The sequence below is a fragment of the Methylobacter tundripaludum genome (assembly GCF_002934365.1).
Taxonomy (GTDB): domain Bacteria; phylum Pseudomonadota; class Gammaproteobacteria; order Methylococcales; family Methylomonadaceae; genus Methylobacter_A; species Methylobacter_A tundripaludum_A.
The window spans coordinates 1-16,651 of the sequence record NZ_PTIY01000007.1; the positions used below are offsets into that span (position 1 = coordinate 1).

General features: G+C 50.2%; 10 protein-coding genes. 4 read left to right on the forward strand and 6 right to left on the reverse strand.

What is annotated here, in order from left to right; all coding sequences use genetic code 11:
* Positions 1–158: 158 nt before the first annotated feature.
* Both B0F88_RS09755 and B0F88_RS09760 read left to right on the forward strand, forming a co-directional pair.
* Entirely contained in the window at positions 159–437 is a 279-nt protein-coding gene (locus B0F88_RS09755) for a type II toxin-antitoxin system ParD family antitoxin (protein WP_104423755.1), read from the forward strand.
* A 206-nt stretch (positions 438–643) separates the two neighbouring features.
* Positions 644–5,632 carry an SIR2 family protein gene (locus B0F88_RS09760; RefSeq protein ID WP_104423756.1) on the forward strand — a complete coding sequence of 1,663 codons (4,989 nt, stop codon included), beginning with the start codon at positions 644–646 and terminating at the stop codon, positions 5,630–5,632.
* Between the two features lie 68 nt (positions 5,633–5,700).
* On the opposite strand, the gene B0F88_RS09765 is transcribed toward B0F88_RS09760, so the two are convergent.
* The 6 genes from B0F88_RS09765 to B0F88_RS09790 all read right to left on the reverse strand — a co-directional run bounded on the left by B0F88_RS09765 (position 5,701) and on the right by B0F88_RS09790 (position 11,172).
* Positions 5,701–6,795 carry a 5-(carboxyamino)imidazole ribonucleotide synthase gene (locus B0F88_RS09765; protein ID WP_104423757.1) on the reverse strand — a complete coding sequence of 365 codons (1,095 nt, stop codon included), beginning with the start codon at positions 6,793–6,795 and terminating at the stop codon, positions 5,701–5,703.
* Positions 6,792–7,292, reverse strand: coding sequence for a 5-(carboxyamino)imidazole ribonucleotide mutase (gene purE / locus B0F88_RS09770; RefSeq protein ID WP_104423758.1), 501 nt, complete (start codon positions 7,290–7,292; stop codon positions 6,792–6,794). Before purE ends, B0F88_RS09765 begins: the two co-directional genes overlap by 4 nt.
* Positions 7,293–7,720: 428 nt before the next feature.
* Entirely contained in the window at positions 7,721–9,043 is a 1,323-nt protein-coding gene (locus B0F88_RS09775) for a DNA recombination protein RmuC (protein WP_104423759.1), read from the reverse strand.
* Positions 9,044–9,068: 25 nt separating this feature from the next.
* The gene (locus B0F88_RS09780) at positions 9,069–9,485 is read right to left on the reverse strand and encodes a BLUF domain-containing protein (RefSeq protein ID WP_104423916.1); all 417 of its coding nucleotides are present in this window, start codon (positions 9,483–9,485) and stop codon (positions 9,069–9,071) included.
* A 93-nt stretch (positions 9,486–9,578) separates the two neighbouring features.
* Positions 9,579–10,865 carry a glutamate-1-semialdehyde 2,1-aminomutase gene (hemL, locus tag B0F88_RS09785; RefSeq protein ID WP_104423760.1) on the reverse strand — a complete coding sequence of 429 codons (1,287 nt, stop codon included), beginning with the start codon at positions 10,863–10,865 and terminating at the stop codon, positions 9,579–9,581.
* The gene (locus tag B0F88_RS09790; RefSeq protein WP_104423761.1) at positions 10,858–11,172 is read right to left on the reverse strand and encodes a hypothetical protein; all 315 of its coding nucleotides are present in this window, start codon (positions 11,170–11,172) and stop codon (positions 10,858–10,860) included. Before B0F88_RS09790 ends, hemL begins: the two co-directional genes overlap by 8 nt.
* Between B0F88_RS09790 and B0F88_RS09795 the strand changes: the two genes are divergently transcribed.
* Positions 11,171–14,746 carry a response regulator gene (locus B0F88_RS09795; protein WP_104423762.1) on the forward strand — a complete coding sequence of 1,192 codons (3,576 nt, stop codon included), beginning with the start codon at positions 11,171–11,173 and terminating at the stop codon, positions 14,744–14,746. The two genes, B0F88_RS09790 and B0F88_RS09795, sit on opposite strands and share 2 nt — an antisense overlap.
* Entirely contained in the window at positions 14,743–16,602 is a 1,860-nt protein-coding gene (locus tag B0F88_RS09800; RefSeq protein WP_104423763.1) for a diguanylate cyclase, read from the forward strand. The genes B0F88_RS09795 and B0F88_RS09800 overlap by 4 nt, the downstream gene beginning before the upstream one ends.
* Positions 16,603–16,651 lie beyond the last annotated feature (49 nt).

Sequence of the window (16,651 nt, forward strand, 5' to 3'; positions counted from 1 at the left end):
ATAAGCTCAACCATCGCCCTCGAAAAACACTCAATTTTAAAACACCTCATGAGGTCTTTTTTCCTGAACAAGAGAGGGATGCCGCATGATTACTAGAATTGCACTTCGGAGTTGAATCCGCCATTCTTAGTGAATCCTGAATCCAGGAGGCGTTTCTCATGCATATTTCATTAACACCAGAACTCGAAGCCATCATCAAAGAAAAAGTCACTTCCGGTTTATATAACAATGCTAGCGAAGTAATCCGTGAAGCACTGAGGTTTATGAAAACCAACGAAGAGCTGATCAATCAGATGAAGCGGGATCACTTGCGGTCGAAGCTGGCGGAGGGCGAACGTGATCTTGTTGACGGTCAATATACTGAACTCAAACCGGAACAGCTAAGCGATCATTTTCAGCTGATAAAGAATCGCGCAATCGACCGTATTAATCGATAATCAAGCCGAAACGCATCAATCGAGAATAATGGACTTCTCTAGGCAACTAAACTCATAATCTAGTAAATATTTACTGACATATACTTGAGCTCAAAAATGCTTTTGCAACGACAATCGCTCACAATCTAAGGCTATGTGGAGCATCTCGGTGAATTCATATTACTGATTGCAATTGAAAATATTATTAGCGTGTAGGGGTAATTGATATGTCGAAGAAGGAAGAGTCATTATGCCAAAAAAGGCAGGAAATACTTGAGACCATTCGTAAAGAGTCAAGTTATAGACCAATAGTGCCATTTCTTGGTGCTGGTATTTCGGTTTCTGCGGGTTTTCCTACGATTAGATTTGTTATCCAATATCTTGCGAAAGTGGATTTTGCTATTCAATATGGCGTATTCAAAGATCGTTTCCCAAAGATCAAAGAAGATCATCAGTGGGCATTGGATAACTATAGCCGGCATCCGAGTAAATATTTAGAAGATTTTGGCTGGCCTAATCTAGGACAGCTCAACGCTGATATTTGGGAATGGCTTGAACGACCGCTGAATGAAAAAAATCAAAGTGATGATATTAAGAAGCCTTACAAAAATGGAGTAGGGCGGAAAAAAATTTGGGAGGTTAGTAATGAAGCAGTACGGCTCGCCATAAGTGATTATAAGGAACGCGAGCAACGTGGTGAAAATTTAGGTAACAAAAAAATACTCCTTGATCTTCTCGCTTATGACGTGGGTATAGATAAAAAAATTAAAAAAATATCTGAAGCAGTTCCGAATATCTTAGAAGGAACAAAACCTCTTATAAATAAATCACTTGCGTTACGCGATCATCAACAGGCAATAGTTCAATGGACTTTGCGCAAAGAGCTGACGGGACGCGAAAGTGGTGCGAATCAAGCCATGTTGAAAGAATGGTTGCAATGGAAATCTCATTATCACTATGGTAATGAGTCCTCTGATGAACTGGAACCAAGTCTTTTATATGGTGACTGGGAAATGCTTTTGGACAAACTTTGCGAAGGTAATTTTAATCTCATTGATGCACTTTTCACCTCGTTCGAAAATGGGCTTAATCCAACCCTATCACACCGTTACCTTGCGTTCCTTCAGCCAAAGTTAGGGATACCGCTTTTACTTACAACCAATTTCGATTCCTTGCTTGAGCGTGCTTTTTATCAGGAAGGTATTCCGCCGAAAGTGTTTGATGTACACAAAGATGCTGAACTCCCAAATCAAGCTTTGGTTCATCGGCAACTTTCACTGCTTAAGCTTCATGGCTCTGCCTACGGACTTAGATTAGGTGAGCGGCTAAAATATACGCTCGAAATTGATGCCCGTAATAATGCTTTAGGCTACATACCGAAAGATGCGCTAATACTGGTCATGGGTTTTAACGGTTCTGAGCGACGAATTATGCAAATACTCCAAGCATTTGTTCAGGAAAGAGAGCGTGGATCAGATAAACCTCGACTTATCTGGATTCAGGGGCCAAGTGAACCAGGCCCACTATTTAATGAATTGATTGCCGATTCGGGCAACAGCGTGCAACGTCTTAACGTTAGACACATAGACACCTTTCTCCAAGAGCTGTATTTACACATTACCTGCAATAGTTACCAATCTACCTCTAGGAGCTATTCAACTATTTCCAGTAGACCCTTGACGACAGGGCTGAAAACTTACCTCGCGAATACAAAAAAAGAAAAAGAGGAGAAGCGCCGTCCAGTCCATCTTTGTATTGGCGAAATCGATAATGGCAAACCTTCTTCGAACTGGTCTTCCCTTGCTGGGATGGCTTTTGTCAATTCGCTTGATAATGGATACACGGTAATCTGGATTGATCTTGAAAATCATCACACAGTGGAAGGTATCATTGCGGAATTTTTCAATCGTGTTCGTCTAATTGATCCTCAAATTCCATCATGTGCGATTACCAATATGGATGTCAACCGTGAAGCTGCAATATCTAAGGCGATTGAGAGAATCCACGATGTATTTAAAAGGGGACGCTACGTTCTTGTCCTCGACATGGTGGAATCATTTGGTCGACCGCAGATGGTGCATCATGGTATCCCTTCATCGTATGAAAAACGTCTTGAAGGTCGTTCAAAAGGTTTATGGCGTTTTCTCAAGGAGCTGCTACACATGGGAAAAAGGATGCCAGCCCCTAATTACTGGGATTCTTATATTATCGTGACCGCCGACAAGCCGCGCCTTAGACATCATTTGAGGTCAATCGATAACACAACTCTGTTGAAGTCATGCAAATCATACAAATACGCTTACCTGCTGATAAAGTCACTCCAACGCATTGGTGAAGAACAAAAATTACAACATAAACATATTTGCCTCCACCACCAAAAGAATGAAGAATACAAAGATCTCATTTCCGAAAAAAATTTAGTACCAGAACCTGACCCATCAACCAATCTATCCGCACATTGGCGATATAGTGAGGCAAATCTGCCTGATAATTCGTTGAAACGTGCCAAAAATGTCCTTTTTCTACTCAATGCGCTTAGGTCAGAAGACAATGCTGAAGAATCCAAGCTTAAAAAACTCAGTGAAAAAACTACTACAGAAGCGTTTATCTGTCTCCTCTCGATTTTCCGTCGCCCCCGTTCTCTGCCATTGCTGCGTTCAATCGTAGAACGCTGGGGATTGCGAAAAATTGGAGAGAACTTACTTGATGATGAAGTTTCTGCAAAAACCCATGCTGCAATAAATGAATTATTACAGTTAATTGTCACCATTGGTAGTCCTGTAGGTAGTGTCGTATCACAGAATCATGAAGGTGGAAGTGTTTGGCTTTTCAGAGAAGTTTACGAGGCTATATACGATGCACTTACCGAACAGCTACATCTTAAAGCCTGGATAGATGCTTGGAAACTTGAAATCCCCTGTAATAAACCATCAAGTTCGGCGGCGATTATGGATGGTGTTTTAAGTATAACTTGGCACCTGTTTGCCGCTCGCGCTTATTACGTTGATATATTCCTACCTACTCATGATATACGATCATTCTGGGAGTATTTGTATCACCGCGTTTCCGCTATCCGAATCATTACTTTGCTCATCACTATCATTGAAAAAGACTTCGAAAAAGGCGATAAGACAACCATTTGGAACGATTTGAGCATACATTGCAAAGAACTTTCTTCAGTTTGTGAAACTTTTCCAGTTGGTGATTCCGAAAGATTCAAACCCGATGATGATAATCCCTTTGAATGGTATGTTTGGGTACTAGGCATTTTTGACCCAATTAAGAGAAACACAAAGAAAATTTCTAGTGCACAAGAATTAGTAGAAAATTTTAAACTTCTTCGCAAAAACTCCTTGGACACACTTTTGATGGCTCTCAAGAAAAATAAACTACTCTTTCGTATCGAAGCAGCCCCTGATAGCATTCTGGCATGGTCGGATCAGTTTCTGGAGTTTGAGTTGACTAATATGAAAGGAATTAGCGGGCACACTAGCGAATGTCCAATAGAAATTAAAGAGACGCTTGACGAACTTAGTAAACTATTTGAGAAGTTAAAATATCAAGCACTGCTATCGAAAATGGATTACAAGAGCATTTTGAGCAAATACGGATCAGAATCCAACTTTAAGAAAGAAAAGAACAACTTTAATAAAATTGTTAAGGAATTAATTAAACTAGAAAAAAATTTAAAGGATAAGGGGGAAACAGCTACAAATAAAGATAATAAAAACTTTTCCGAAAAGTTTCAAGGAGCTAAGGAGCAGCTTAATAATTTGTTAAATATTGCGCGATGCCTTGTTCATCCCGGCGATCATCGTGCCGAAGAGCATACTCAGTTTATTCTTGACAAGCTGGATGACATAAAAGGAAGAACAACAAATACAGATATTGAGAGTTGGGTAAAAAGGAAACAACTTGTGGCACATGAACTGCGTGGTCGATCTTGGTTTATAAAGTGGCCGTTTTGGCACCCCCTACTTGAACGTAAAGATTCCGACTCACGAATAATGGACGACAAGCTAAGAAAGGCCGAAATAGATTCTGTCCTTTTTGAAGACCTACTTCGTGAAACCACTAAAACAAATGATGAAGATACAAAGAATCGATCCAACGCACTTACCATCAGAGTACGAGCGTTGTATTTGCGGGGACATTTCCCGCAAGCTCATCATTTTCTCGATCTCGCATCAACGGGACTGTTTCCTGAGCGAATCGACCACTGGTCATTGATCAGTGTAGTGCATATTATACGAGCTGAGCTACTTGCAATTAGTGCACATGAACACTACTTCTCTCTATCTAAACGCGATCAGGTACGCGAAAAGCTGAAGCTTGATGGTACGAGTACGCAAGATCAGAATAAACAGTTTAAAAAGTTACCTCGAAAATTCGCTGAACTAGCCAAAGAGCTACACCCCATCGCTGCCTCATCGCTAAAAAAAATCGAGCGTGCCGAACAAGAACTCCGTCATGCCGAGAAGTTGCTCCGTAACATGGCGCACCAAAATATTTGGCTCATTCGTATGGAATTTGGTTGGGCACAGATAAAAGTTGAGCGAATGCTTTTTGAAATAGAGTTACTGTTTTTGTCTTGGCAGTCATTAACAGTAACAGAATATCTCAAGAAAAGCGGTGAGCTTGAACAGGCAATTCTCGATACCATGCAACGACTTCGGAATGTTTTAGATATCATTCCTTACCAATCGCAAAAATGGACTGAGATGAATAATAACGAAATGGAGCCAGGTCAGGTGATGTTTCAAATCGAGTGCAGTGTCTATAAACTATGGAGGCAATTGTTTGTGGTCGGGGCTTGTTATTCAAGCTTGTTGAATTGCCTATATATAGGGACTGGAAGTTTACACTATGATGAAGAAACAAGTCCCTTCGATATTGCAGATTTATTTATTCAGTATCTTTCCAGACTCGCTGAAAAACGCGACAACGCGATGAAATATCGTGAACAGTGGAAACTATGGTGTATAGCGATGCGTTTTGATAGCTTCAGTGAAGCAGAAAACATGAAAACATTTTTTAACTCTGTTAGTTTACAAACCGAGGAAACATTCGCGGAAGCATTAAAGTCTATTTCATTTCGTGCAGCAGTCATCAAAGCGATGCGCAATGAATGTACGGATGAAAAAATTGAAATTATGTGGAATATACGAAGAGATAGGAGAAAGACTCACAGAGCGGATTTAAGCGAATCGGCTTGAATCCCTAGAGGCTTACAAGCCGGACGGGGCAACATGCCCCGCCGGCTGTAAAGTTATTCAAAAAACATCTACGAATCATCAACTTGATCAGCCAGCGCGGCCAGTTTCTTGACCAATTCCGATAATTGTTCCCGGCTTTCCGCGCGCACCGTGGCATGCGCCACTTTCCGCCCTTTGCGCGGCGCTTTATCGTAAAGATGCAAATGCGCATGGGGAATTGCCAACAGTTCTTCAGTCTTAGGCAGTCCGCCGATAAAGTTGACCATGGCCGCGTTGCCTACCGGCGCTGTTGAGCCTAACGGCAGATCCAGGATCGCCCGCAGGTGATTTTCAAACTGGCTGGTTTCCGCGCCTTCGATCGTCCAGTGGCCGGAGTTATGCACCCGTGGCGCAAACTCGTTGGCAACCAGATGGCCGTCCATTTCAAACAGTTCCAAGGCCAGTACACCGACATAATCCAGCTCCTCCAACAAGCGGGAGACATAGCTTTCCGCCTGTTGTTGCATCGGATCGTCGGCACGGCATTCGGAAACGCGCAGTATGCCGCCGCGATGCAGGTTTTCCGATAACGGATAGAAGACAATCTCCCCTGAAACACTGCGCACGGCGATGATCGACACTTCGCGGTTAAACGGCACGAAGGCTTCAACAACAGCCGGTACGCCTTGCAACAGCTCCCAGGCCGATTTTAAATCGTCGGCCGATTTGAGCAGCGACTGGCCTTTGCCGTCGTAGCCCTGGGTGCGGCTTTTCAAAATGGCGGGATAGCAGAGGGTGGTCATCGCCTGTTCCAGGCTTTCAAGGCTGTCCACCGCCGCATAAGCCGGAGTGGGGATGTCGATGTCGTGGAAAAAGGTTTTTTCAAGCAAGCGGTCCTGGGCAATGGCCAGGGCTTTCGGGGCCGGATGCACTTGGGTGTGGGAGGCCAGAAACTCCGCGACTTCAGCCGGAACATTCTCGAATTCGTAAGTGACCACATCGGCGCGTTCCGCCAGCTGCGCCAATAATTTCGGATCGTTGTAATCGCCGATCAAGGGCTCGCCCAGCTTGTTGGCGCAGGCATCGGCGGAGGGATCGAGAAAAATAAATTCCAATCCTAATGGCGTACCCGCCAGCGCTATCATTCTGGCCAGCTGGCCTGCGCCCAATATGCCCACTCTCATAACGCATCCCCCGGTCTTGGATCGGAATGCGCAAGCACCGATTCGGTTTGCTCGCTTCTGAAATTGTTTAATGCGGGCTTATATTGAGCATGTTTGTTGCTGATGATCGCGGCAGCCAGCAAGGCCGCGTTGATCGCGCCCGCTTTGCCTATCGCCAGTGTGCCGACCGGAATGCCGGCGGGCATTTGCACGATGGACAACAGGGAATCCATGCCGTTCAGCGCCTTCGACTGCACCGGCACGCCCAGCACCGGCACGGCTGTCTTCGCGGCCGTCATGCCCGGCAGATGCGCGGCTCCGCCCGCTCCGGCGATAATCACTTCCAGGCCTTTGCCCTCGGCCGTTTCGGCATAATCGAACAGTTTATCCGGGGTGCGGTGCGCCGAGACCACTTCGACCTCGTGCGGAATGCCGAGCCGTTCCAGCGTTTCCGCTGCAAAGCGCATGGTTTCCCAGTCGGACGTCGAGCCCATGATGATGCCAACCAGTGCGGTCATGTGTTACTCCTTATTAAGCAGGTAATCATAAATGTCTAATAGTTATCACGAAGGGAAACGCCATTAAGTTAAGGATTTTTCCGTTCGCCCTAAGCCCTTCGGCTCACCACGAACGGCTTAACCTCGCCACAAACGGCTTAACTGAATGACATTGCCTACATACATCAGAAAAATCAAAGCCGCGTAGTATCGCATAAACTCCGGTATGTTCATCTTTATACACAAGTATTTTAAGAGTCGTCATTCCGGCATGGATTGCCGGAATCCAGGCCACAGGGATGTGAACGCTTGGTTTATCTAACACGCTCCTATTTTGCAAGAGTTATTGTTTGCTTCGGCATTGCCATCCATGACTTCTGGATCCCGGCAATCCCTGCCGGAACGACGCGGCTAATAAGCACTTATGTATAAGTTTTTACCTTGAATTTCTAACTTTCATCACTATCGAGCCCCGCCTGTTCGGTGATGCTTTTAGGAAAAGTCTTTTTGACTTTAACGCCCAGCTCGACAAAGCTGCTGGCCTGACGGATCAGGTTGCCGTTGCCCTGAGTCAATTTGTTCATCACGCCGTCATAAGTGCTGTTGACGGTGCTTAATTGCTTGCCCAGTTTATCCAGGTCGTCGACGAAGCCCCGGATCTTGTCGTAAACCAGCCCGGCCTTATCGGCGATAGCACGGGCATTTTCGTTTTGGCGTTCATAGCGCCAGATGTTTTCAATAGTGCGCAAAGTGGCTAATAATGTCGTCGGGGTGACCACGATGATTTTATGCTCGAAGGCGTCGGTAAACAGGCGCTCGTCGGCCTGGAATGCGGCGATGAAGGCCGATTCGATCGGCATGAACAGCAACACGAAATCCAGCGACCTGAGGCCTTTCAGGCCGGAATAATCCTTGTTGCTCAAGCCCTTGATGTGCTCCCGCACCGCGTCGGTATGTTGCTTTAAGGCCAGCACCCGCTCCTGGTCATCCTCGGTTGAGCAATAGCGCTCATAAGCCAGCAACGACACCTTGGAATCGATCACCACATCCTTGCCCTCGGGCAAACGGACGATTACATCGGGCTTGAACAACCGATTATCCTCGTCCCGGAATGCGCCCTGGGTTTCGTACTCGACGCCTTTGCGCAGCCCGGATTTTTCCAGCACTTTTTCCAGGATCATTTCGCCCCAGTTGCCCTGGGCTTTCTTGTCGCCTTTCAACGCGCGGGTCAGGTTCAGCGCTTCCTGGTTCATTTGCGCGGTATCGCGCCGCAACGAGACGATTTCCTCGCGCAGGGAAATGCGGTCCTTGTTCTCGTTGTCGTAAACCGTTTCGATGCGCTGCTTGAACTCGCCCAGCTGTTCCCGTAGCGGGGTGACGATATGATCGAGGCTGGTTCTATGGTGTTCGGTGAACTGCTTGCTGCGGTCGTCGAAAATTTTGCCTGCCAGGTTTTCAAACTGGGTGTTCAGGCGCAGTTCCGCATCCAGCAACAATTTTAATTTTTCCTCGGTATTTTTCGCCTGCTCGTCCATGCGGGCCTGCAACTGGGCATTCTCGGTTTTGGTTTCGATGAACAGCTGCTGCAATTGCTTGAATTCGGCTTCGCGGGTTTGGAACTGCTTTAGTTTTTCTTCGGCGACAGCGAGATCGGTCGAGAGTTGCCGGATCAGGGTTTTATCCTTGCCGCTCAACAAGCGCATGGTCAATGCGCCGAGCAACAGGCCTATTAACGTCAATACCAGCGGAGGAATATTATTGATAAAATTCATGGGCTAGCTCAAGCAAGTCATTTGATCAGCGATGCCCGTCATTTAATATCTTAAGAAATCCGCGCATAGCATTTGTGAAAACCTTCGGCTCAATTACTTCTTTACGCCGCTGCTCCCGCAGTTCCATGATTTGCTCAAATTCCAACACATCTCGACGGGCAATGACCCCCATAGACCAACCCTCGAAGATTCGCTTGTCTGTAGGCGTGATGTAAACAATTTGGCAATTACTGTGTCTTTGATCGTCCAAAATCTTCACATACGTGCGGAGCGTCGTTTGTTCAGGTCCTTCCAGAACCTGCATGAACATGCCGCCGCCGTGAACAAGAACGCCGGTGATGCCCAGGGCCGGATTATGCCGCCGCGACGACTCCATGATGTTCTGCACTTGCTTGTCGGATATTACGTCCCTGGACTGGCTAAAATAGAGGAGTCGAATCATGGGTAATGTACCGTTTTGCTGAAGGCGCGCTCGAGCAACAGAAAGTCCTGTCATAATTATCTAAACGTTGCTGCCGGCGAACGTCATCTCCGCTTAAGCTTGCAAGCGCCTGAAGACGGCTTCAGCAATATCCAGGGTTTTTTCCAGGTCTTCGTCGCTGTGCGCGGCCGAAACGAACCCGGCCTCAAACGCGGAAGGCGCCAAATAAACGCCCTCATCCAGCATCGCATGGAAAAAGCGTTTAAACAGGTCTTGGTCGCATTGCATGACTTGGGCGAAGCGGCTCACTTGCGTTTCAGTGCTGAAAAACAGCCCGAACATGCCGCCGACGCTGTTCGTGGTCATCGCGATACCGGCCTGAGCGGCGCGGGCTTTCAGGCCTGAAGTCAGTTTTTCGGTTTTTGCGGTCAACGCCTCGTAAAAGCCCGGCTGGTCAATCAATTCCAGTGTTTTCAAGCCGGCGGCCATTGCGACCGGATTGCCGGACAACGTGCCTGCCTGGTAAACAGGGCCGAGCGGCGCAAGATGTTCCATGATTTTTCGCAAGCCCCCGAAAGCCCCGACCGGCATGCCGCCGCCGATGATTTTGCCCAGCGTGGTTAAGTCGGGCTGTATATTATAGAGTCCCTGAGCACCGCTTAAGCCCACCCTGAACCCGGTCATCACTTCATCGAAAATCAATACGCTATTATATCGGTCGCATACCTCGCGCAAGCATTCCAGGAAACCGGGTTCAGGCGGGATGCAGTTCATGTTGCCTGCGACCGGCTCGACGATAATGCAGGCAATTTGCTCGCCCAGCTCGGCAAACAGTGCTTTGACAGCCTCGCTGTCGTTGTAAGTCAGGGTAATGGTGTTTTCGGCAACGGCAGCCGGTACGCCCGGAGAGCTGGGCACGCCGAATGTCAATGCGCCGGAACCGGCTTTGACCAATAACGCATCGGAATGGCCGTGATAACAACCTTCAAATTTAACGATTTTGTCGCGGCCGGTGTAGCCTCGGGCCAAGCGGATTGCGCTCATGGTCGCCTCGGTGCCGGAACTGACCATCCTGACCATATCGACCGACGGCACCAACTCGCAAACCCGTTGGGCCATCAGCGTTTCGATTTCGGTCGGCGCGCCGAAGCTCAGGCCTTTTTCCGCCGCCTGTTTGACCGCCTTGATAACGTCCGGGTGGGCATGCCCTAAAATCATCGGCCCCCAGGAACCGACATAATCGATATAGCGGTTGCCGACACTGTCGTAAATATAAGCGCCTTTGGCATGGTCGATAAAAACCGGTGTGCCGCCCACGCCGCTAAAAGAACGGACCGGCGAATTGACGCCGCCTGGAATTACAAGTTTTGCATCGGAAAATAAGGAGCTTGCTTCAGTCATGGTTGTTTTTTATCGCCAAGATGGTGTGTATACCGTAAGCCTGTAGGGAACGGTTGCGGACAAGGTTAAATTTAATGGCGTAAAGGATAGGATAACTTAGCGTTGATTGAAAGCTTATCGTTCCATATTCAACAATTCTATTGAAAATTAACGGGTTTAAAGATACGCTCCAATTCGGGTTACGGCTTGGCGCTTTATTTAATAACAGACGCGGAATACGCCGCCCGATAAAACCGGTGAGCCCCTGACAAATCAGGCTCATTCCTTGCAACATAATGAAAAAACAGACAGCATCAAAAAAGCTCATGACAAGCCCATTGTCGCCAGACCCGAAAAATAACTCTCTCTGTTCGTTAGGGTGCATCATTGCAGCCGTCTCTGTTTCCGAAACATTGGTCATCTTGTTATTGGGAGCCATTCATCAACAGGGCATTGTATTGTCGCCGTTACAGGATGCGGTTTTGAACATAGCCCTGCTGACTGCGCTCAGCTCGGCATTGTTATGGTTTCTGACGGTGCGCCCGCTGACCTTGCAGATTGCCGAGGAGCGGACGGCCTCCAATAAGGAGCTGTTGGAGGCGCTGGAGAATCACGTCCTGCTCAGTATTGCCGATGTCCAGGGCCGCATCGTCTATGCCAATGACATGTTCTGCAAAGTCTCCGGCTATGCCCGACATGAACTGATCGGTCAGGATCATCGTATCGTCAACTCCGGCTATCACGACCAGGATTATATCCGCAACATGTGGCGCACTATCGCAGGCGGCCAGGTATGGAAGGGAGAGTTCTGCAACCGCCGCAAAGACGGGGGACTGTACTGGGTGGACAGCACTATCGTGCCTTCGCTGGACAAGGCCGGCAAACCCAAGCAATACATTTCGATACGCCGGGACACGACCGCCCGGAAAGCGAACGAACTGAAGCTGACCGCGCTCAAACGCGCGCTGGACGCCAGCAGCGAGATGATACTGATCACCGATGCGGAAGGATTCATCCAATACGCCAATCCGGCGCTATGCCTGTTTACCGGCTGGACGGAGGATGCGCTGATCGGGCAAAAACCCTATGTGCTGGACAGCCCTACCGCCTCCTGCACGGATGCAGGAGGCAGGGCAATGCAGGGAGCCATTGCCGAAATGCAAGACAGGCTTCATTGCAGCGAACCCTGGTCCGGCCGGTTGCGGGGCCGACGCCGAGGCAACGCTTCCGACCAGGATACGCTGGAATACTGGGCCAAGACCAATATTACGCCGATCCTGAGTGCAGACGGCGCATTGTCCGGTTATGTTCAGATTCAGCACGATGTCAGCAAACAAGTCGAGCAGGAAGCGGCCTTGCAAATCGAAACTGACGATACCGCCGCCCGGCTGTCTATATCGGAAGCACTGCATCAGCCGCTGACGCTGGAACAACGCTTTATTCAGATTCTTGCCATTCTGTTCGGCCTTAAGGCATTGGATCGGCAACGCAAGGGCTGCATCTTTCTCCGGGCGCAGGATGAAAACTATCTGGAGAAGTTCGTAGAGCTCAATGAACAAGACGCAGACCAATGTCTCGGCATCGAGCGGCGCATAGCGTTCGGCGACGGCCTGTGCGGACAAGTCGCGGTCTCCAGGAAACTGTCCGTTACCGCTCATTGCAGTTGCGGCGGCCTACAGCCGCACGGCCACTACATCGTGCCTATTGCTTCCGGCGAGGATATTCTCGGCGTATTATTTACCGTTACCGATCCTTACCCGGTGCATAGCGAATCCCGTATCGCCATGCTCACGGAAGTCGGCGAAATGATCGCGCTCGCGCTGCTCCAGCATCAAGCCAATACCTCGCTGGAAGCGGCGCGCGATGCAGCCTTGCAGGTCGCACAGGCCAAGACCGAGTTCCTGGCCAATATGAGCCATGAAATCCGCACGCCGATGAACGGCGTTTTGGGCATGCTCGATCTTTTGCAGGATACCCAACTGTCTCGCGAGCAATGGGACCTGATAGACATCGCGGCCAACTCGGCGGAATCTCTATTGACGATCATCAACGATATTCTGGATTTTTCCAAGCTTGAGGCGGGCAAAATCGAGTTGGAGCAGATCGAGTTCAACCTGCCTGAATTGGTCGAAGAGGTCTGCACATTGCTGTCCAGCCGCGCCCACGGCAAGGGCCTGGAGTTAAACTGCTTCCTGCCGATGAACCTCCCGCTACGCTGGCACGGCGACCCCACGCGCATCCGTCAAGTGTTGACCAACCTGATCGGCAACGCCGTTAAGTTTACCGAGCGGGGCGAAGTCTCGGTAAAAGTCGCCATGCCGGAAAATAACGGCTCCGTACTCTATCCCGGCAAACCGACGGCATTGCGATTTGAGATTACGGATACCGGCATCGGCATTAGCGCCGAAGCGCAAACGAGACTGTTCCAGGCTTTCTCGCAAGCCGACAGTTCCACCTCCCGGCGATACGGCGGCACGGGGCTGGGCTTATCCATCAGCAAAGATCTGGTTGTGCTTATGAACGGCCATATCGGCGTTGAAAGTACTGCCGGGCAGGGTTCAATCTTCTGGTTTACCCTGCCGTTGGAGCCGATGGCGAGCGATGTCCCGGTCCCGCAGGCTAACTTTGCCGACAAGCGCGCCTTGATAGTCGACGATAACGCAACTAACCGGATGATTATGAATCATTACTTAAGCAACTGGGGGTTTACTTTAAGCGAAGCCGACAGCGCGCCCGCGGCACTGACCGAGCTCGAAGCCGCCGCTCTGCGAAACGAACCTTATGACTTGCTGCTGTCGGACATGCAAATGCCGGACATGGACGGCTTCGCCCTGGCGCGCGCGATCATCGCAAACCCCGCCATTGCCGACACCCCGCGTATTCTTTTATCCTCGGGCAGCATCGGCTCGCAAGCCGAAAGGATCGCATCGGGATTCGCGCAAAGCCTGTTAAAACCGGTACGACAAACGCAGCTTTTTGATGCTATTATCGACGCATTACAGCTTCCCGGCCGGAAAACCGCCGGCGTCGCCAAAGCCGCAGAGGTTTTGCCGGATTACAGCGGCAACCGGGTGCTGGTCGTGGAAGACAACAAGGTCAACCAAAAAGTAATACTTTCCCAGCTGGCCAAGTTTCAAATTAGGCCCGACCTGGCCAATAACGGGCAAGCGGCGCTGGAACGGCTGGAACGTCAAACCTACGATCTGGTGCTGATGGACTGCCAAATGCCGGTCATGGACGGTTACGAAGCGACGCGTACTTTACGCGAACGGGAAATAACCGGAGCTTGCCCCGAGCGTAGCCGAGGGGGCGGCAAGCCGCATACGCCGATCGCCGCGCTAACCGCTCACGCCTCGACAGGCGAACGCGAAAAATGCTTGACCGCAGGCATGGACGATTATCTCAGCAAGCCTGTCAGCCGGGCCGACTTGGCAATCGTATTGGCCCGCTGGCTGGTTACGCCATCCCATCTTACAAGCGCATCAACGCCTGAAGATAATGGCGCTGAACAGGGCCTCCCTTTGGCGAAAGAGCAAGCCGAAAACAGCGGAATTTCAGCGGCCTGCTGGAATGAAACATCGGCGCTCGAACGGCTGGACGGCGACATTGACTTATTGATCGAGATGATAGACCTGTTTCTCGAAGAGGCGCCTGTCTCTGTCGCGGAATTGAGCACCGCCCTGGATAAAGCCGATCTTCCGGCATTGGCCGATGCAGCCCACGCCATTAAAGGCATGGCCGGACATTTTTGCGCCGACCAAACCATCAGCCTTGCGGCGAATCTGGAACATGCCGCCCGTAGCGGCGCCGATACCGATTTTCAGGCAATGATCGACGACTTGACCCTGGCCACGGTGCGTTTAATCGAGAGTTTGCTGCAAAGAAAACGACAAAACCAATGAATACCAAATTCAATCTTAATGAGCTAAAAACCACAGACCGCCTGCCTTCGCCTTCGGGAACGGCGTTGGCCATCATGCAGCTGGTGCAACAAAGCGATACCACCGTGCAACAAGTGAGCCAGCTGGTTAAAGTCGACCCTGCGTTAAGCGGACGCATCTTGCGTTTTGCCAATTCGGCGGCCTTCGGGGCCAGACGTCCGATAGCCGACATTCAATTGGCCGTCATGATGATGGGTATGCAGGCGGTGCGCAACTTCGCGCTAAGCCTTTCCCTGATCGGCAACAACAGCCAGGGACATTGCCGGGGTTTTGATTACGAAGCCTACTGGTCGCGTTCGCTGGCGGTGTCGGTGTCGCTTGCAGCAATCACGGCGCTGGAACCCACCGTCGTGCCGGAGGAATCGTTTACCCTGGGACTGCTTAGCGACATCGGCAGTCTCGCTCTGGCGACCGCTTGGCCGGAGGTCTACGGTGAATGTCTTGGCGCGGCGGAAGGCAAGCCCCTTCTCGCCCTGGAACGCGAACGTTTCGCCATCGATCATAACGACTTGAGTTTAATACTGCTGGCCGACTGGGGTTTTCCGGCGATATTTCTGGATGCCTTAAAACTGAGTTTCGACAGGAATGTAGCCGGGCTTAGCCGAACCGAACAGCTGGCCAGACAACTGATTCTCGCCCGGCTGATCGGGGACTACTGCATTGCCGATGAAGCCCATCGGGCCGAGTTGTTGCCGGACTTAATAACGGAAGCCAGTCTTCACGGCCTGGATGAACCGGCTTTGCTGACGTTTATCGATGAAACAATCGAGCTTTGGCACGAATGGGGCAAGTTAATCGAGGTAAAAACCGATATATCCCAACCGTTGCTGAAACCCGCCGCCGCTCTGGAGCCGGTTTTATCCGGCTTGAACTTGCTGCTGGTCGATGACGACCCGATAATGCGGACGCGTCTCTCCAAACAGCTTGCGGCGGCGGGGCATCTGGTTGCGGTATGCCGCGACGGCGATTCCGCGCTGAAACATATCGTCGAGCACAACCCTCAATTGGTGATTACCGATTGGCGCATGAAGCCGATGGATGGATTAACGCTGTGCAAGGCCTTACGCGCATCGGCTTTTAGCAAAAACATTTACCTGATTATGCTGACCTCGACCGAAGAAGAGGATGCCCTGGTTGAAGCTTTCGACGCCGGTATCGACGATTATGTGACCAAGCCGGTCAGCCTTCGCGTGCTGCTGGCGCGGCTCCGGGCCGGCCAGCGTATCATCACGCTGCAACATGAACTGGAAAAAGAGAGCCGGGACATCCAGCGCTATTCCGCGGAACTGGCGGTCGCCAACCGCCGTCTTAAGTCTATGGCGAATACCGATATTCTGACCGGCTTGCCCAATCGGCGCTATGCGCTGAACCGCCTGGAACAGGAATCGGCGGCCGCACGGCGCGCCAATCAGGCCTTAAGCGTTTTGATGCTGGATCTGGATCATTTCAAATCGGTCAATGACACCTTGGGCCATGATGTCGGCGATAAGGTGTTGGCTCATGCGGCGGGACTGATGCGTAAAGCCGCCCGCACCAACGACATTGTCTGCCGCCTGGGCGGCGAAGAGTTTCTGATTATCGCCCCCAACACCGACGGCGCCACCGCCATGCTGCTGGCCGAACGCATCCGCAGTTCCATCGAAAAAAATCAACCCCACGGGCTCGTATTGCGCCACCCGGTTACCGTCAGTATTGGCGTGGCGGGCTCTACCGGGGCCAAGCCGGGCTGGAAAGAGCTGATGAAATCGGCCGATGACGCGTTGTACCGGGTCAAGCAAGCCGACCGCAACGGCATACGGCTTGCCTTGTCGCCCTAGTCAGCCGCCTGCAACAGTTTAGGCGGCCACCTTGCCAACAGCAGCGGTT